At 61.5% G+C, this 17,321-nt stretch carries 22 protein-coding genes; 14 read left to right on the top strand and 8 right to left on the bottom strand.

Features of this window, described 5'->3' with window-relative positions; genetic code table 11:
- Positions 1 to 16: 16 nt before the first annotated feature.
- The gene (locus AC3WQA_RS01325; protein ID WP_492673319.1) at positions 17 to 727 is read right to left on the bottom strand and encodes a DUF6988 family protein; all 711 of its coding nucleotides are present in this window, start codon (positions 725 to 727) and stop codon (positions 17 to 19) included.
- 66 nt (positions 728 to 793) lie between these two features.
- On the opposite strand from AC3WQA_RS01325, the gene AC3WQA_RS01320 reads away from it, so the two are divergent.
- Entirely contained in the window at positions 794 to 1,771 is a 978-nt protein-coding gene (locus tag AC3WQA_RS01320; protein WP_492673318.1) for an SOS response-associated peptidase family protein, read from the top strand.
- 10 nt (positions 1,772 to 1,781) lie between these two features.
- Here AC3WQA_RS01320 and AC3WQA_RS01315 read toward each other — a convergent pair whose 3' ends face one another.
- Both AC3WQA_RS01315 and AC3WQA_RS01310 read right to left on the bottom strand, forming a co-directional pair.
- Positions 1,782 to 2,462 carry a DUF3223 domain-containing protein gene (locus tag AC3WQA_RS01315; RefSeq protein WP_492673317.1) on the bottom strand — a complete coding sequence of 227 codons (681 nt, stop codon included), beginning with the start codon at positions 2,460 to 2,462 and terminating at the stop codon, positions 1,782 to 1,784.
- 182 nt (positions 2,463 to 2,644) lie between these two features.
- On the bottom strand, positions 2,645 to 2,965 hold the full coding sequence (locus tag AC3WQA_RS01310) for a helix-turn-helix domain-containing protein (protein WP_492673316.1): 321 nt from the start codon (positions 2,963 to 2,965) through the stop codon (positions 2,645 to 2,647).
- A 178-nt stretch (positions 2,966 to 3,143) separates the two neighbouring features.
- Between AC3WQA_RS01310 and AC3WQA_RS01305 the strand changes: the two genes are divergently transcribed.
- The 8 genes from AC3WQA_RS01305 (at position 3,144) to AC3WQA_RS01270 (ending at position 9,741) form a co-directional block, all read left to right on the top strand.
- Positions 3,144 to 3,542, top strand: a complete 399-nt coding sequence (locus tag AC3WQA_RS01305) for a hypothetical protein (protein ID WP_492673315.1) — start codon at positions 3,144 to 3,146, stop codon at positions 3,540 to 3,542.
- A gap of 137 nt (positions 3,543 to 3,679) precedes the next feature.
- Entirely contained in the window at positions 3,680 to 6,307 is a 2,628-nt protein-coding gene (locus AC3WQA_RS01300) for a beta strand repeat-containing protein (protein WP_492673314.1), read from the top strand.
- Between the two features lie 243 nt (positions 6,308 to 6,550).
- Positions 6,551 to 7,411 (top strand): hypothetical protein, encoded by an 861-nt coding sequence (locus AC3WQA_RS01295; RefSeq protein ID WP_492673313.1) that lies wholly within the window; start codon positions 6,551 to 6,553, stop codon positions 7,409 to 7,411.
- 21 nt (positions 7,412 to 7,432) lie between these two features.
- A complete protein-coding gene (locus AC3WQA_RS01290; RefSeq protein WP_492673312.1) occupies positions 7,433 to 7,762 on the top strand; it encodes a hypothetical protein in 330 nt (109 codons plus the stop codon).
- Positions 7,759 to 8,310 (top strand): hypothetical protein, encoded by a 552-nt coding sequence (locus AC3WQA_RS01285; RefSeq protein ID WP_492673311.1) that lies wholly within the window; start codon positions 7,759 to 7,761, stop codon positions 8,308 to 8,310. Before AC3WQA_RS01290 ends, AC3WQA_RS01285 begins: the two co-directional genes overlap by 4 nt.
- Positions 8,307 to 8,645 (top strand): hypothetical protein, encoded by a 339-nt coding sequence (locus AC3WQA_RS01280; protein WP_492673310.1) that lies wholly within the window; start codon positions 8,307 to 8,309, stop codon positions 8,643 to 8,645. The genes AC3WQA_RS01285 and AC3WQA_RS01280 overlap by 4 nt, the downstream gene beginning before the upstream one ends.
- A complete protein-coding gene (locus AC3WQA_RS01275; RefSeq protein WP_492673309.1) occupies positions 8,642 to 9,283 on the top strand; it encodes a type II secretion system protein in 642 nt (213 codons plus the stop codon). Before AC3WQA_RS01280 ends, AC3WQA_RS01275 begins: the two co-directional genes overlap by 4 nt.
- A 164-nt stretch (positions 9,284 to 9,447) precedes the next feature.
- The gene (locus tag AC3WQA_RS01270; protein ID WP_492673308.1) at positions 9,448 to 9,741 is read left to right on the top strand and encodes a hypothetical protein; all 294 of its coding nucleotides are present in this window, start codon (positions 9,448 to 9,450) and stop codon (positions 9,739 to 9,741) included.
- An 89-nt stretch (positions 9,742 to 9,830) separates the two neighbouring features.
- Here AC3WQA_RS01270 and AC3WQA_RS01265 read toward each other — a convergent pair whose 3' ends face one another.
- A complete protein-coding gene (locus AC3WQA_RS01265) occupies positions 9,831 to 10,325 on the bottom strand; it encodes a JAB domain-containing protein (RefSeq protein WP_492673307.1) in 495 nt (164 codons plus the stop codon).
- 302 nt (positions 10,326 to 10,627) lie between these two features.
- Here AC3WQA_RS01265 and AC3WQA_RS01260 point away from each other — a divergent pair, with 302 nt between their 5' ends.
- The 5 genes from AC3WQA_RS01260 (at position 10,628) to AC3WQA_RS01240 (ending at position 16,052) form a co-directional block, all read left to right on the top strand.
- Positions 10,628 to 11,044, top strand: a complete 417-nt coding sequence (locus AC3WQA_RS01260; RefSeq protein ID WP_492673306.1) for a helix-turn-helix domain-containing protein — start codon at positions 10,628 to 10,630, stop codon at positions 11,042 to 11,044.
- A gap of 44 nt (positions 11,045 to 11,088) precedes the next feature.
- Positions 11,089 to 11,337, top strand: a complete 249-nt coding sequence (locus AC3WQA_RS01255; RefSeq protein ID WP_492673305.1) for a 2-hydroxyacyl-CoA dehydratase — start codon at positions 11,089 to 11,091, stop codon at positions 11,335 to 11,337.
- A 64-nt stretch (positions 11,338 to 11,401) separates the two neighbouring features.
- The gene (locus AC3WQA_RS01250; protein WP_492673304.1) at positions 11,402 to 12,688 is read left to right on the top strand and encodes an HNH endonuclease; all 1,287 of its coding nucleotides are present in this window, start codon (positions 11,402 to 11,404) and stop codon (positions 12,686 to 12,688) included.
- Between the two features lie 15 nt (positions 12,689 to 12,703).
- Positions 12,704 to 15,637 carry a UvrD-helicase domain-containing protein gene (locus AC3WQA_RS01245; protein WP_492673303.1) on the top strand — a complete coding sequence of 978 codons (2,934 nt, stop codon included), beginning with the start codon at positions 12,704 to 12,706 and terminating at the stop codon, positions 15,635 to 15,637.
- 31 nt (positions 15,638 to 15,668) lie between these two features.
- A complete protein-coding gene (locus AC3WQA_RS01240; protein WP_492673302.1) occupies positions 15,669 to 16,052 on the top strand; it encodes a hypothetical protein in 384 nt (127 codons plus the stop codon).
- Between the two features lie 12 nt (positions 16,053 to 16,064).
- On the opposite strand, the gene AC3WQA_RS01235 is transcribed toward AC3WQA_RS01240, so the two are convergent.
- The 4 genes from AC3WQA_RS01235 to AC3WQA_RS01220 all read right to left on the bottom strand — a co-directional run bounded on the left by AC3WQA_RS01235 (position 16,065) and on the right by AC3WQA_RS01220 (position 17,318).
- On the bottom strand, positions 16,065 to 16,415 hold the full coding sequence (locus tag AC3WQA_RS01235) for a hypothetical protein (RefSeq protein WP_492673301.1): 351 nt from the start codon (positions 16,413 to 16,415) through the stop codon (positions 16,065 to 16,067).
- Between the two features lie 73 nt (positions 16,416 to 16,488).
- Positions 16,489 to 16,671, bottom strand: coding sequence for a hypothetical protein (locus tag AC3WQA_RS01230; protein WP_492673300.1), 183 nt, complete (start codon positions 16,669 to 16,671; stop codon positions 16,489 to 16,491).
- Positions 16,668 to 17,057, bottom strand: a complete 390-nt coding sequence (locus AC3WQA_RS01225; protein WP_492673299.1) for a hypothetical protein — start codon at positions 17,055 to 17,057, stop codon at positions 16,668 to 16,670. The genes AC3WQA_RS01230 and AC3WQA_RS01225 overlap by 4 nt, the downstream gene beginning before the upstream one ends.
- Before the next feature lie 18 nt (positions 17,058 to 17,075).
- Positions 17,076 to 17,318 (bottom strand): hypothetical protein, encoded by a 243-nt coding sequence (locus AC3WQA_RS01220; RefSeq protein ID WP_492673298.1) that lies wholly within the window; start codon positions 17,316 to 17,318, stop codon positions 17,076 to 17,078.
- Between the last annotated feature and the right edge of the window lie 3 nt (positions 17,319 to 17,321).

Here is a 17,321-nt window from a genome sequence, read left to right as displayed (position 1 = left end):
GCGCTGAGAGAAGGTCTTACCCTTGCCGTTGCTTCATCCGCTCCGTCCACCCCTCAAAGGACTTGAAGGGCGGCCCCAAGATGTCAGAAACCCGTTCGGGAGTGTCGGCAGCCACCCGACCCACGATCGCCAAAGCCAAATTGGCAAACGCCACCAGGTGATCGAGGATCTGACAAGCGTCTTTGCGGGAGATGTCGAAACCGACTTCGTTGCCGCTCCCGCCATAGGCGTTGAGCAACGCATGGCCGCCATGCACCAGGGCGCTCAGCGTGCCATAGGATCCTTTGACGACCCTAGCCAATTTGCCGTCCACCACTCCCCCCTCGTCCTGATCCAGGAACGGTTCGACAATGGCGGTCAGCTCATTCATGGTCATCGGGTGTTTCCGGCCATCGTCTCGTGGTCGATGTCGAAGCCTGTCTTGCTTGAGGAAATGCGCCACTTCATCGTCAGTCGCCGGTCCGCAGAAAAAGGCGCTGCGCAGGACCTGTTCCATTTGCATGCGGTGGAGACTGATGGCGGGGGCGCCCAAATCCTTGAACCCGTTGGCCATCAGCACAGCCGAGCCGCGGCCAAAGTCGATGGATGCCCTGGCCAGCTGAATCGCAATGCGACCGCGTGGTGCCGGTGCCCCCAGTGCGAACTGCGCCATGGCGTGCGGCAGCACCTCAATGTGTTCGCGTGCCGCGTCGGCCTCGGCCGCCATGAAGCGGTGATCGTCGTCCATGTCGCCCTCCCTTAAATTTGACATCTCCGGTCTATCATGCGGGAAAACGGATGAGGGAATGCTGCGATGTGCTACTCCGCCGAAGCCTGGTCTGATTTCCACCGGTTCACGAAGGAATTCGGGGCGATCCTGTCCATTCGCCACTTCGTGAAGCTGTTCGGCGACCGGGGCAAGGACAAGAAAATCAAAATCCCCAAGGCGATGGCCGATGGCTTCGCGCACCCGAAGACGGACGGTGAGCGCGAGGTCAAAGTGTTCATCGATGCCTATGACGCCGAGCAGACCACGGCGCTGGAACAGGAACTGTTCAAGCAGAAGAAGCGCCTGGCCGATGCCGAACGCTTGCTGGCGGGCCCAAAGCCGACGAAAAAGGCGGCGGAAGACCAGCGCATCGCGTCGAACAAAATCCCCGACATCCAGGGCAAGTTGGCCGACCTGCACCGCACCGAACCCAAGGCGCGGGACAGCCGCATTTTTCCGGACAGCTACGCCTCCGTGATGCTCATGCAAGACGGGAAAAGGGTGGTGATGCCGATGCGGTATCACTGCCGGCCCGAGGGCATGCCGGCGTCCATCGACCGCACGAAGGACGGCAAGGTGAGTGGCACCTACAACGCCCGCCGGGACAACCTCGAACGCTTCTGGCGGAACCAGTTCGGCCACACCCACGCGGTGATGGTTGTGAACGCGTTTTATGAAAACGTGGCTCGGCACACGATGGAACACCGTGAGCTGGCGCCGGGCGAGAAAGAAGAAAACGTGGTGTTGAAGTTCAATCCCGAACCACCGCAAGACATGCTCATCGCGTGTCTGTATTCCCATTGGACGGGGCCAGGTGAGGACCTGTGGAGTTTTGCTGCCATCACGGATGAACCACCACCGGAGGTGGCCGCTGCCGGCCACGATCGCTGCATCATCCAAATCAAGCCAGAAAACGTGGACGCTTGGTTGAACCCGGATCCGGCGAACCTGGCGGCGCTCTACGCCATCCTCGATGACCGGCCGCAGGCGTTCTACGAACACCAGTTGGCTGCGGCCGCGTAACTGGCAGTTCTCACAAACCCCAGTCGATCCTGGGCTTGGGCAATGTGAGGTTGCCGTGCTGGGAAATCAGGCGAAGCTCGGCCCGCTGCTGGTGATAGTCGGCCCATGCCTCCGCCAGGACCTCATCCGTGAAGAAAGCCACCGTGCCGCCCCGTGACCCGACGTGCACTAGGATCGGATCGACATTGTTCTCCACCGTGAAATCGAGCAGCAGACGATCGAAGGTCAGCGGCGCCACGTGGTCCACGTGCGCATTGGTGGCGGTGAGGGTCACGCCCGTGATGGGACAAGCCCCTGCCGTGGGCAGCTCCCGATCGCGAAAGACCCGGGTCTGAGGCTTGATTGTTTCACGCGCGGCGGCTTTGAAGTCGAGCAACGACTGCGGCAGCCGGGACGCTGATTTGTTGGTGGGCACGCACTTGATGGCATGTGGAAAGGAAATGTCCTCGGTTCGGCCATCCCCGCACACCAGGTGGAAGCATGGCGTGCCGTGCGGGGTTTGATACACGGTCACGCCTTCCACCCCGCCGTGTGATTTCTCCACCCACTGCTCGTGGTGCTTGAACAGCTGCAACAAGAACGCCACGTCTTCATCGGCCACCGCATGGGCGCTTGCCCGCATGATCTGCCGGCAGCGCTCGGTGATGGCGCCCTTCGTGACGAATTCTTCGTCGCCGATCTGGTAAGGCATTGGGCAACCCCCGGGTTGTCGTTCCGTAGACCCACAAAGCTTATCCCGAGCGCACGGACATCGACGTCAGAAAAACCTGATAGACGCACCGATAATGGGGCGGCAAACTGAGGTCGTTGGGAAGTCCAGGCGCCGCAAGGATGCCGACGCCCGACCAAGCCGCCTCCACCAGGGCGGCTTGTTTATTTGGGCTTCTTCCCCGCCCCAGCGTTCCTGCTCTTGGTCGGCTTCACCGGCTCCGGTGACAGCTGGTTTTCGATCAGATCCGCCCATTCGCGAAGATTGGACCCGCACGCGCGAACCCAGTCCATCAGTTGCAACCCATCCAGGCGCACGGCTGAGCGTTCAGCCGAAGACACATACGTCTGAGACCGACCCAGCCTAACCGCGAAGTCTGTTTGGTTCAGCCCCGTCCGTTCGCGCAACGCGCGCAGCACGCCCACGAACACGGGGGTTTCTTCGCGGTAGAGGGACTTGCGGGCGGGCGGTTTCGCAGGGGCCATGGCACGGACACGGTGAGGGGTCGTCCATGACGGTAAGTGCGAAAGCCGGTTAGGCCATCATCTGCTACCCGTTTATGCGATGTTCGGTTATTTGAGTGTGATTCTGGGTAACCTGCTCTCGCCAGGTGCGCAGCGGAGCTCCTGGTCATCCGAAAAGGCCCGCAACAGGGGATCCACAATGAAGCTTCACTTCACGCTGATCGCGCTCACGTTGCTGGCGGCTGCCGGTTGCAGCCACGGCAAGGACATTCCGGTCGTGCCGATGTCCGCGGTCAAAAGCTATGACCCCACCGATGGCCTACCGTCAGTGGCGAAATACTCGCCAGGCACCACACTTGCGCAACTTGAACACGACATGGGGCCACCCGCAGATAATATGGTCGCCAACGGCAAGGTGTTCAGCGCGACGTATTACGTCGCGACTAATCCTGCTCCTCTCCCCGGCGAAATACCCGGCGTGACCGACCTGCGCAACAGTCCTGACGCGGTGTGGCTTTGCGTCTTCGCATTTGGGTCAGACGGGAAGACCCACATCTGGCCAAGTTGCACCTCGATGCTCAACCCAAACCGTCACTGACCTACCTTCACTTCACTTGTTCTGCCAAGCCGCCCCTGAGGCGGCTTTTTTATGTTTGCGGTCCGTGTATTGACAGCACCCGATTCTTTGGGAGGGTTTGAGTAACCCCGAATCTTCATCTCTGAGGCACCCTCCCCATGCGCACGTTCCGCTCGCCCTTGCTCACGTTTGCTGCCCTCGCCTTGGCGGTGGGTTTGTCCATTGCCCCCACTGCGCACGCCGCCGTTGATTGCCCCTACGTTTTCCTGTGCGTCGGCGGCACATACGACCAAGCGTATGTCACTGACTCTTCAACGGCGGTCGCATTTGGCAACGGCGCCAGGGCGTCGAACGACGGCTGGGCCTTCGGCAACATGGCGCTGGCCACCGGGAAGTCCTCACTCGCCTGGGGCCAGGTGGCCACCGCATCAGGCGCAAACAGTATTGCGTTCGGTGTCAATTCGCTGGCGACCGGCATCAACGCCGTTGCGCTGAACGGCGAAGCGCGATCTAACGGTTCCATTGCCATCGGCGGCCAGGCCGGTTACGGAAACGACCCAACCTCCAACACGAACGCCATTGCGATCGGTGGGGGGGCTTGGGCGACCGGCTCTATCGCCATCGGCGGCGGCGCCGTCGACGTGAACGCCACCGCTGTCGGAACAGGTGCCCGAGCTGGCAGCTTGGCCGATGACAACACGGCACCCAACGCTTCCGCGTTTGGCTACCAAGCGATGGCTTACGCCGCCAACAGTGTGGCATTGGGTGCGAACACGCAGAACAACGAGGCAAACACGGTGGCTGTGGGTAACCGTCGCGTCACGCAGGTGACCGCGGGAACCAACCCGCTCGATGCGGTCAATGTGCAGCAGCTCAACACCGCCATTGCTGGCATGCCCGCTGGTAGTGCGCCCACGTGGTTGGCCGCGACGGACACCTCCACCCCAGCGACGGTTTATGGCGACAACACCAAGTTCCGTGGTGCCGTAGCCGTGGGTCCTGCCTCTGCCGCCGGAAACGCGGCGGGTGGCGATTACAACTCGGCATTTGGTTACGGTGCCCAAGCAGGGCTCAACAGCCTGATCGGTGGCACCACGGCCGTGGGCGCTTTCGCTAACGCTCAAGCGGACAACAGCTCCACGTTTGGCGCTGGGGCCACGACCGGCGTGAACGCGGTGAACAGTTTGTCGCTGGGTGCTTTGACCAGCACCGATCGCGCCAACACGGCAGCGTTCGGAAACCGGACGTTGTCGCAAGTGTCAGCAGGCACCATGGCCGACGATGCAGTGACACTTGGCCAAGTGCAAGTCCAAGCAGACGCCCTGGGCGGGGGCGCTGGCTACAACGCCGGCATCTTCACTGCTCCCACTTACAGTCTGTCAAGCGGTTCGGTGATCAGTTCTTTCAAAAACGTGGGCGACTCTCTCACGTATCTCGACACGTCGATCACCACGGCCTCGACTGCGATGGGCAGCTGGTTGGGCGGCGGTGCGCAGGGCGGGAACGGCAGACCGTTTTACGCGCCGACCTACTCTCTCGCAAACGGTACTTATCACGACGTGGGCTCGGCTCTCGCCGGTCTGCAAAGCCAGATCACCAACATCGACACCGGTGCTGGCGGCTCCGCACCTGTGTGGCTCGCCACCGACGCTCCGACCACTCCCGCCAACCAAGCGGGCGTGGATGAGGTAGCCGTGGGCCCGGGCGCGAGCGCCGGCAACGCTGACACCGGGCAGAACACCGCGATCGGTGCGGGTGCCTCTGCGGGCACGGTGGGTTCGGGTGCTGCGGGCACCGGTGGCCAGGCCACTGCGGTTGGCGCGCATGCGGGTGCAGATGCAGTGGGTGGCTCGTCCTTCGGGCAGGGCGCCTATGTTGGTCCCGACGGCATCTTCTCCGTCGCCGTCGGTGCACAAACCACCACTGATCGCGCATTCACCGTGGCGGTGGGCAATCGCACGCTTTCGCAGATGGCGGACGGCACGGAGTTGCAAGACGGTGCCACGATCAATCAGATCAACCGGGCCATGGCCGGATTTGGCGGAGGTGCCTCGTTCCTCGGCGGCGTCTACCAGGCGCCGACCTTCATCTTGACTGCACCGGGTGCAGCGGGCACTTACACCGACACGAACGGTGCCTTGCTCGCGCTGGATAATGGTCTGAATGCGGTGAACACCCGCATCGACAACTTGCCAGTTGGCGGCGGCAGCGTGGGCCCAGCTGGCCCACAAGGTCCGACCGGTCCACAAGGCCCCCAGGGTGTTGCCGGAAAGGACGGAAAGGACGGGACCGGCAGCGGGACCGATGCGCTCGCCGTTCACTACGACAGCACCACAAAAGACAAGGTTACCCTGGCCGGCACAAACGGAACCACCATCTCGAACGTGGCCGATGGTGTGGCCAACAGCGATGCAGCCAACGTAGGCCAAGTGAGCCAGCAGGTGCAAGATGCGATCAACACTGCAAATGCATACACGGACGCTTCCTCTGCGCAGACCTTGAACTGGGCGAACAGCTACACGGATCGCAAATTCGCGGAAATGAACAAGCGTTTCAGCACGACGCAAGCCATGGCTACCGCGCAGACGCAAATGGTCGCCACGTTCGCAGGTGCGGATCCGTCTGCACACAACCGCATTGCAGCTGGCGTGGGCTTCGCGGGTGGGCACAACGGCCTGGCCGTCGGCTACCAGCATGTGACCAGTCGCGGTGTGGCTTGGAACGTGGGCGGAGCCGTGGCCGGTCGGGATCGCACCATTGGCGCTGGCGTGGGCTACTCGTGGTGAACGCTCACGCGGCTTACTTCGACTTCCTGACACGTGAGCTGGGCGACCCCAGCTCACGCCTTGCGAACCCGTCACCAGAGGATTTGGTAGGCCAGAGTGAGCCAGCAGTGCAGGCCTGAAATGCGATGAGTGTGTAGGAGTCGATCTTAGAGCCGCCATCGGGCGGCTTCTTTTTGTGTTCGTGTCTTGACAGCACCCGACACTATGAAAAGGTGAAGGTATCCCGACCAAGGATCACCTCACATGCTCACCTTCTCCAACTTCGACCGCTCGACTCTGAAACTCTTCGTTGCCGCTTTCTTCGTGCTTGGCGGGGCCTCTTTCGCGACGGCGCGGGCGCAGGACAACAGTGCTTTGCCCGGCGCCTACTCCGACGATGGCGACACCAACGGTTGGGTTGTCGGCGGTATCAGCAACATGCCCGACGCTGTCGGCTTTGCCAGCTGCACCTGCGCTTGCGACTGCGCGGGCCACTCCATTCACACCATTACGGGAGGTCCATCGTCGGCCGTCGTTGTCAGCCCGCGCCGTGCCGCTATCGTTTTTGCACCAAACAGTCCCGTCGCTCCCACTGACGTTTCTGGCGTCTTCGGCGATCCGATCGGAACCCCAATCGCGTATGGAAATAGCGGCGATAGCTGGCTCGTTGGGGAACCCATTGATTGGGTCGCTGACTTTGCTGAGCTGTCAGTCAACACGGCGACTTCAGAGGACATGTCGGCAGAAGGCCTGGCTGCTCACCCCACATGCGAGGTTTACGACGGCGGCCGCCGTGCACTGATCCGGGGCGCCGTTCTTCATGCTGATCCATACAGCCCCGCTGCCATCGCTGTCGAGGTGATCGATAACAACGGGCGACGTGAGCTCCATGCCATCAATGCCGGCGATGGCGGCTTCTTCTTGCTCGACTTGACCGTTGACCATGCCTTCTCCGCGTATATCGCCGCAGCGGGCCAACCCGATGCGATGACCGCGTGCACCCGTCCGAAAATCGCACCGGCGCCTGGGCTGGGCCTTGGCGGTGTTGCCATCTCGAATTCCACACCCGATGCCGAAATCACGTCAAACGTGGACGCGGCTTTGAACGCCTACAACCTTTTCTGATCCACCAACCGGAGTTTCACCATGCGCACGTTTCTTCCCGCTCTCGCCCTCGCCGCTTTCCTTCCTCTGGCCGCTCAGGCCACCACGCCCCCGGTTGTGTCGGACGCTCCCGCAACTGTTCTGAACACCACCGCAGTCGAAATCGTGCAGCTCAAACCGGTCGTCATCGAGTCGAAGAACGGCGCCCGTCGCCCCGGTCTTCGCATCGTTGTCCAAGACCTCGACGGCCGGGGCAACCGCGTCGATGGTCCGCTCACGACCGTCGTGCAGGACGCAGACGCCGAGCTCTGGGTGAACGAAATCGTGCTGCTCATTCGTGACGTGAACGGTCACGTGCGGGTGAGCGAATGAACGCACGCGCCCTTCCCTTCCTGGCGTTTCTCGCCCTGCCGCTCTGCACGGCGGCTTCAACGCTGCCCAACACCTCGGGTCGGGTCTACACCGATCGCGGGTCTTTGACCGCCCAACAGGCCGTCTTGGCAAGGGTCATCGCAATCCGTCCCGTGCAGATCCAGGTGCAGGCCAACGGCCACACCGGCCTGTATGTCGGCACGGCAATTGGTGCAGCCACGGGTTACGCAGTCACCCGCCATTCCTCGGGTTCGTTCCGTGGCCTGGGCACGATTCTGGGTGGGGCCGGTGGCGCGGCCTTGGGTAACAGCTTGGGCAACCGGCCGAAGGTGCATCAGGGCGTGCAGATTTTCGTGCAGACCACCGACGGGTATGGCCGTCCTAATCGCAACCTTACCAGCGTCGTGCAGGACAACGACCAGGCCATCCACGTGAGCCAGACCGTGCTGCTGATCCGGTCGCGTGACGGGCTGAGCGTTGCGCCGGCGGATGGCGTGGAAAACGGTGCGGACACCGGCGCAGACGTCAACGGGGAGGATCAGCCATGATCTGCCGCGCCCTTCCCCTCATCACCTTGTTGGCCCTGGCCGGCTGCTCGCCGTCCATGCCGTCGTTGACGCCTGAGCAAGCTCAGGTGGCCATTCAAGAAGCCGCGGCCTCCCAGGCCCAGGCCCTGCAGGTTTCCGCACCCAGCGTGGCGAACGTGGAGCTGGGCGACTGCAAGCGCAGCGACAGCCACCCGATCCTGGCCTGCCCCCACGTCAGGTTCTCCCTGGCGGGATCGCCCGTCTCAACCCGCGTCGTGTTCTGGGCCACACCGAACCCCGCGCACCCCTACCGCGCCCATTTTTCCCTCAACCCCACTCCACCGAGCAAACCATGACCACGCTGACCCTCCACCTCCCTTCTCGTGCGCTGTCGCGCCGGGCTCGCCGTGGCTTCGGCCTGCTTGAAGTCATCCTGGTGTTCGCCATCGTGATTGGCGCTGCGGCCGTTACTTTCAGCATCTATGCGTCGGCCAAGCGTTCGGCTGACGTGGACCACGACCGCCAAATGGTTCAGACAGTCGCGGCGAACATCTTGGCCATTTTCCCCGCCAACTGGCCGGCGCCCAATGGCCCGGCTGTTCAAGACGCTTACTACGCGCACTCAACTTTTTTTGGCAAAGGGTTTTGCGACCCCGCATCCGATCCAGCTTATAGCGTCGGTTGCTTCTCTGCATTCACCGGCGAATCCATGGGCCTTACAGAAGTCGACGGAGGCGGCGCCCAGCTCTTCGGCATCGGCTTCGGTCTTGTTTTCAACGACCTGACGACCGACCAGTGCATCGCGCTGCTGTCAGGCGGCCCCGCTTCGATTGGAGCCCGAGGGGCTGGCACGGATCCATATTTCATTCACCAGCTCAAGACGCAGGGTGAAGTTGTGAGCTATTGCACCGGCATATCATCGGGCGGATTCGTGAGCCAGATGTATATCGCCTTTTCACCATCGCCGTGGCCGTCATACTGGCTGCAACCGTGAGCCGTGGGACCCGCCTGGCGCTGATCGTGGCGCTGGGCGGGTCCATTGCCTGGTGTGTTTCTGACCCGAGCTGGCTCCTGAACAGAGCCTCCCACGATCGACACTTCACCCCGGGTCGATGGTAAGAAAAGGGTCGAAACCTTCCACGTTGAGGAATGCACACCATGAATCTGGGCGTCGAAATCGACGAAGAAAGCATCTGGCGATCGTTCTGGCGGCGCCACCGCAACCAAGTGGCCATACGTGAAGACCTGATCCGGCGCGAGCGCAATCGTTTTTATGAAGAACATGACGATGAGCGGAACCGCCTCGCGATTGCGGAAGACCACGCCCGAATCATGGCGAAGGTCCACGCGTGCAACGCCGCCTTAGACAAGCAGGCGGCGGCGGATCATCGGGCTGCACAAGAAGCCCTGAGCGCTTGGCGAGCGGGCTCGGACGATCGGCGCGAGCGCTGAGCGAAGCTCAGGCTCTTCCTGGGCATTCATGCCGTGAAACGAGGCCGCGAAAGCGGCCTTTGCTTTGGCTCCTGCGGGGTGCTGCGGGCTCACAAGAGTCCGCGTGCGGCGAAGCTGGTGCACTCCTGCCCTGCGCTCACGATGATGTGGTCCAGCACCCGGGTGCCCACCAGCGCCAGCGCCGCTTGCAGCTCTTTGGTGATTGCTTTGTCTGCCGACGATTCGGTGGTCACGCCCGATGGATGGTTGTGCGAAAACACCACGGCGGAGGCATTCGCCCGCAGGGCGGCTTTGACGACTTCCCGAGGGTGGATGGACGCACCGTCCACCGTGCCGGTCGCAAGGCGCTCGACGCCGATGACCCGGTGCCTGTTATCAAGCCACACCGCATCGAACACTTCGTGGTCGTTCGCCAGGCCACCCAGCCGGACGCGAAGGAATTGCTCCATGTCTCTCGGGTTTCCGATGCTCGCTTCGCGGTAGAGCCTGCGCGCTAGGATGTCTTCGGCGGCAGCCAGGATTTCTTCCTCGGTTTGCGGGCCGGTGATGGTGTAGTGGCCCAGGACGTCTCTTGCGAATGGCATGTGCTTTCTCCCCGACGCTGGATTGCGCCGCGGGGAAAAGGCCGCTGACCGGGAGGAGCCCTGCGCACCACAAGCCACTGCGCGAGCAGGCAGCGGTGGGCGGAACAACGTGGAGCACCCGGAGGGTTGCACAGGGCGACCGGTCAGCAGAGTGACCCGCATCAGGTGTGAGCCAGTGACGGGGGTGACCTGCTGACCTCATGCAGAGCGTGTCTGGGGTGGTGCCTCAGCACCGCTTTGGAAACATCCGTGGATGGGGGGGCGCTCTTGACGCGCCCCGGCACTTCATCGACTCTGCGGACATGGCAGAAAAGCAAATCTCTCCGTATCGGGCGGCCCAGCGCCGCGCCAAAATCGTTCGGCTGTATGCCGAAGGAAAATCCGGCGCTGAAATCGCCGTCCTCATGGAACTCACCCGACAGCGGGTTGCGCAGATCCTCGATTACGAACAGGTGGAACGAGTGCCCGGACCGCACGTGGGTCGGCGCCTGGAAATCCCGCGGTTGATCACCCAAGGCATGTGCGGGATGGACATGGCCCGGCACTACGGTTGCTCCGTCGATGCAATCTATGCAGACGTCCGCGCGCTGAAACTCTCCACGCCTATGAAAGCGCAGCTGGCCGCCAACCGGTCGCGTGCGCAGTCGGTCGCTCGAAAACAAGCAGCAGAAGCACTCCGTGCGAAAGCCTCAAAGGCCAAGAAAAAACCGAAGGCGTGACGCCTGGCGTCACACGTGATCGTTCCAACCATCGTTTGGATTCCATGCTCCCGAAAGATCCGTTCAAGCAGTTCCAGGAAGAACTGGCTGCGCTCGAAGCGCGAAAAAACCAGCCCGAACTCTCGCCCATGGAGAAGGCGAAGGCAGAATTCCTGACCCTGAAACGGCGCTACGGTCTCCACGTGGCGGACGTCATCAGCTTCTTCCCCGAGGAAGAGGGTATCGCGTATCTCGAAGGCCTGATTGCGGCGCCTGCTGCCAGGGCCAAAGCGGGCAAGAAGTTGAAGGGATGACGTGACGCAGGCCGTGAGACCGGTCGGCGGGTAACATGGAGATTCAACAGAACAGGGATCAAGGATGAACTACTACATTTTCAACATCGGCCAGCCTGCGACCAGCGAATGGTGGGCGCAGAACCTCCGGCGCGGTGTCATCACCGCGGGCTTTGAAGGTGAGTCTGGCGATCGAGGCGAGGTGATCCTGAACGACATGTCGGAAGGCGATTGGGTGATTGCCTACGCCAACGGTCATGGGTTTGTGGGCACCGGCCGCGTGGGGTATGGCTACAAACTGCACGACGAGTTGCCAGCGGGGTCTCTTTCCGATCACCTGCACGAACGTGCGGTGGCGTGGGCCGATGCGGTCACCGATGTGCGCAAGGCGGTGACGACGGTCGAAGCGGGCCGCCAGGCACCGAGACAGACGAAGGAACGGGAGGCCAACATGGTGGTGGCCGAGCACATCTTGGCGTTGCTCCATCAACGCGGTGATTTTCGGGGTGATGGCTTGGGTTTGAGCGGCACGGACACCTATTGGCTGGCCGCAGATGCCGTCAAGGCGATGTATGCCAGAACCCCCCGCCCCGTGACTCCGAATGATGTGCGGGAACACATCAAGGCCTCTAAACCTCTATACAACACCAAAAACGCATTCAACGACCTGAGCCTATTTTCGGTGAACGACCGCAACCGCGGCTTTCACCAGCGCAAGCGTTTCGGTGCCGATCTGCGTTCGGATCAGGGCCACCGGCATGACGTGCTGTTCAAGCACACCACAGACGAAGGCACGTCCTACGAGCCCTACGACAAGGCCAAGCACGGGGTGTGGGAATTGGTGCCCGACTACAAGGGCAAGCCGCGCCTGGTCGAGGCCGGAGCCGAGGTCAGTTTGCTCGATGCGGCGATGGAGGAAGCCCGTGAGCTCGTGCAGGAACGCCCGGCACCACCGATCGACAGCGATCAAGACGCCCGGGTGTGGAACCTGGTGTCCGTGGCCGATCGCGAGGGACAGCCCACCTTTCGGGCGGACCTTCTGGCCGCTTACGGGCATGCGTGCGCCATGACCGGCTGCCGGGTCACCGCGGTGCTGGAAGCGGCGCACATCATTCCCCATCGGGGAGCGCACACCATGCGCATCGACAACGGTCTGCTGCTCAGGTCGGACCTGCACACGCTGTTCGATCGAGGTCTCGTGTGGGTGGATCCGGACACCTTTGAAGTGCAGATCGCTGAGGCGTTACATGGTTCGGAATACGGGCCGTTGCAAGGGAAGAAGTTGACCTTGCCGAAGCAGGCGGCGCATCAGCCGCAGCGGGAGCACTTGGCGGCACACATGAAGTTGTCCAGCGGAGCTCAACATGAGTGAGGGGGAAGACACGTCATGCAAACGTGGAAACCTTCCCGACTGAGGAGTTTGTTGTTCAAGGGGAGCGATTGGTATTTCAGCTGGGACGGTAAGGAATTCACGCTCTCCATGCGTGGGTCTCCGCCCGTCCGTGGTCCTTTGCTGTTGATTCAATCCTTCACCTTCCAGCCCCACGCCATCTCATCCACCGTGGATTGTCGGTTTCAGATCTTTGACATGAAGCTGAACCGCGCTTTGAAAGGCTTGAAGCAATCCGCCGCTGCGGAAATCAAAGCGTTTATCGATCAGCAGGTGATTGAAGGACTCTCGGAGTGTGCTGGCCGATCCCAAGCCGCTTTGAACCAATGGCAAACAGCCGTCGAGTGGCGTGTTCGGGCGCTGGGCATGATCAGCGCAGAGACTTGTGAAGATCTGAAAGCGTCCATCCCGTTGCCGTTGATTGCCGGATTGGAAAAGTGGGAACCATTGTTCGAGCACCCGGCATTGACGCAAGCCCGCCACCGGTATCCCAGCGTGTTTCCAGCGTTGAACATGGCCCCTGCATCATGTGTCGATGTGCTCGTGGAAACGCACAACCGAAAGGAATTCGAACGGGCGCTGGCGTTGTGGGTGACCACCCTGCAAGAACGCTTGGCCCTGTCGGGATGGTTGGGCCACCGTGCCCAAGTGCGCATGTTTCGCGACGCCCCACCTCCACAATGGCCTGGCAAGGCGTGGAGCGACGTCGTCCCCGATGAGTTGAAACCCGATCCGGGCACGTGGTGGACACGTCAATGGCATGCGCACAACGTCTCTTTTGAACAGCAACAGATGGTGGCGAAGCGGGCGTTCTTCGATCGGGTCGAATCCAACGCCCTGACCGACGAGCAAGCGAGAGCTGTCATCTGCATGGACGACGAATTGTTGGTCGTGGCAGCCGCTGGATCGGGCAAGTCTTCAACGATCGTCGCCAAAGCGGGGTATGCCCTGGAAGAAGAGCTCTGCGCACCCGAATCCATTCTGCTGTTGGCGTTCAACACCGATGCGGCCGAAGAGCTCCGAACCCGCATCGGCAAGCGCCTCGGGCACATCCCAGGCTCAGAGCGAATCACGGCTAAAACCTTCCATGCCTTCGGCTTGGAAGTGATCGGGGCCGCCACTGGACACATGCCATCCACGGCCCCGTGGTTACAGCATGGGGAAGACGTGAAGTTCATCGCCTTTTTGGCTGATGACCTCTGCGCAGAAGATGCTGAATTCGCCGCGGACTGGAACTTGTTCCGGTTGGTGTTCCTGAAAGACCTGGGCCGGTGGGACGAAATTGAACAGCCGGAAGACTACGACCCAACCTCTCGTAAACGTGGCTTTCGAACGCTCAAAGGTGAAATCGTCAAGAGCAAATCTGAGCGTGTGATTGCCGATTGGTTGTTTTTGCATGGCGTGAATTACGCCTACGAAGTGCCCTATCCATTCGACACTCAAACCGCCACGCGGCGTCAGTATTGTCCTGACTTCTACTACTTGGACATCAACGTCTTCCACGAACATCTTGCTTTGGACGCCAATGGCAAAGCACCTGAGACATTCGTCGGCTACGAAGACGGAGTGGCCTGGAAACGCGCCACCCACCGAGAGCACGGCACCACGCTTTTTGAAACCACGTCGCATGAACTTCGCACTGGCGCTGCCTTGCGGGCGTTGAAGAGGATGCTCGAAGGACGTGGCGTCGTGCTGAAATTCGATCCCAACCGTGAGGCACCCGGACGCCAGCCTGAGTCGCCCCTGGCGATTGCCAAGCTGATTCGCGTGTTTCAGCAGCACATGAAAGGGTCCCGACAACCCACCCAGAACGCTTACGAGCGAATCGGCGAAATCGAAGGTGCATTTGTATCGCGCATGAGGCTGTTTCTCGGCATCTATGACCGTGTGGCCGAACACTGGGAGGATCGTCTGAACGCCGGCGGCTTCGTGGATTTCGATGACATGCTCAACCAGTCCGCTGACCTGATCGAAGCAGGACGTTATCCCTGCTCACTCAGCATGGTGCTGGCCGATGAGTTCCAGGACTCCTCACGGGCTCGCATGCGCTTAATCCAGGCAATCGTGGCTGCCAGCGGCGCTCAGTTCACGGCCGTGGGAGACGACTGGCAAGGCATCTACCGATTCGCCGGGGCGGACATTGCCATAATGAGGGAGTTTTCAACGCGGTTTCCGCGCGCTGCTGTCCGTCACCTGACACAGACGTTCCGCTGTCCGCAGGATTTATGTGATCTGTCGTCCGCGTTCATCACGAAGAACCCCCTGCAAATCCCAAAGGACGTGCGTTCAACCAATGCGCGGCCTGGCCCGTCGATTCGCGTCATGAGCCTTCCGGACATTGAGAACATCCCTCGCTATGTCGAAGGTCAATTGGAAAATCTACACAACCGATTGCCGGACGGGCATCGCCTGAAAATCTTGATGCTTGGCCGCTATCGGTCGGATTGTCCTGCCGAATTCCAGGTTTGGCGCAGGCGGTTCGCCGAGCGCTTGGACCTCCAATTCCTGACCATCCATAGGGCCAAGGGATTGGAGGCCGATGTGGTGCTACTGCTGAATGTGATCCAAGGCACCCGTGGCTTTCCCAGTCAGATTGAGGACGACCCGATTCTCCAACTGGCAATGCCCGCGCACGAAGACATGCCACTGGGCGAGGAGCGTCGCCTTCTCTATGTGGCGCTGACCCGCGCCAAACAGACGGTGATGATCTACACCACACAACAGGAACCTTCGGAGTTCGTGGTCGAGCTGCAACGCGACCACGCGTTGCTGGTGCGCCAGGTTGAAGGTGAGCAACAGGGCATATGTCCGGTGTGCGGCACCGGTCTCATCGTTCAACGTCAAAACCGAGAGACATTGGCGTTCTTCAACTCATGCAGCCGATTTCCCAGATGCGATGGCAAACCCTTCGCCCAACATCGGTGGAATTAGCACCGTGACAGAGCAGGAATACCTGGCCGCGGTGGACACCATCCTGGTCCGCTGGCTCCTGGATCGCCAGGGCGAGCCGCTGACGTGCGTGGCATTCGATCAGGCCGTGCCGGCGCAGTGCCACGCGAATGCGGGCGCCTACGTGGCCGAACATGGCGGCCAGGTGGTTCATGGCTTCCTGGTCGAACACCCGCACGCTTGGACGATGGTGTGGGTGATGCCTCATTCCGTGGTGCGCGCCACCGAGGGCTTAGTGGACGTCACGCTCAACCTGGATCAGCTCCGCACGCTGGGTTTCTTCTCGGTGAGCGGTGACGTGGCTGGGTTCGAGGCGTTGGCCATGCGTTTCCCGCGTGAGAGCCGGCCGATCGCGAGCGCGCTTTATAGTCGATTAGAGCGGGACGGAAACACCTGATCGGGGGTCATGTCATCGCGCGAATGTGTGTGGCTTCCGAACGATCTTCACGACGGGCTTGGTGCTTTCGCGCATCCGCACCAGGGCATTCATCGACCCCTGCATGGGGTCGTGTGTCGGGAGCGCCGCCGCGAAGTCCAGGATGGCCTGAGCGAGGGCTTTGGCATCATCAAGAGGCAATTCCAGATCTGCGCCACCCACGGATCCTGCGCTCAGCCAATCCCAGCTTCGGCCAGGCTTGGGCTGCTTGAAGCCCACCTTGATGTGCACCTTGGTTTGCGAACCATAGATGCTGACCTCGGTGGCCTTGCTCGGCTGACTATTGCCGTAAGTGCGATCGCCGTAGGAAACCGAAATCTTCATCGTTGAAAGACCTGTCCGTCGTGTCAGGGCATCGTGGCGGTCGCCATGACCCAACGTCAACCCAGCATGTTGTTCATGCGTAGTCTCCCGGGTTCCAGTATTTCCCTCGGCGCACTGCACCCACGACCACGACGGCCAGCGCAGCTAGGCAGCCCATGATCACGTGTGACCAGTAAGCCGTCTCGACCAGGGGCAACAGGAAGGCGCCTGCGATCATGGAGAGGCCGGCCGTGAGCGTGAGGGATTGGGGAGTCATGCTGCCACCTGCTCGATCGAATCAATCGCCCGCGGCGCGCGATCCGTGAAGTGCCCGGTGAACCATTCGGAGCCGTCCTCCCACCACCCACGCCTCGACCATCCAGCCAACAGCTCGTCCAGGCGCACGGTGCGCATGCCGAGCCTGCCTGCGACGGCCAGCGTGTTGTCACGGCTGCACCAACGCTCTGTGCGAAGGGTGTTGTAGAGGGCGGATTCATCGGTGTGCATGAGCATGATCAGGTCTCGGTCGCTTTGCATCGACTGAGTGCAGATCACCATCCAATAACCGAGACCGCGGCCTATGGGCGCAATGTCGGCATCCGCGTCACCCAGAACATTGGTTTCTGGGATGTCGTCGCCTGCTGCGGGCTTAGTTAGTTTCATGTGTTTAGTCCTCGCGGTTCAATGCACGGTGCGGTAGCGCATCGCCACCGCTTTCATGTCAGGTGGCAGGCTGTTGATGGTCGCCTCATTGCATCGGGCCAAGATGGTGCCCAGGAGCGCGCCTTGGGCATCCAGCACGGACTTCATGGCGGTCATCGAGTCCTGCACGGCGGAGAGCGTGGCCAGGGCGTTACGGCGGCTGTCGCGGGCCATGTCGCGTTCGGCGAGGGCTTGTTCGAGCTGGGTGGCGAGGTCGGTCATGTG

This window comes from Rhodanobacter sp. FW106-PBR-R2A-2-24 (genome assembly GCF_058789615.1).
Note: the sequence above shows the minus strand (reverse complement) of the source record. Positions and strands in the feature narration are given on the sequence as shown.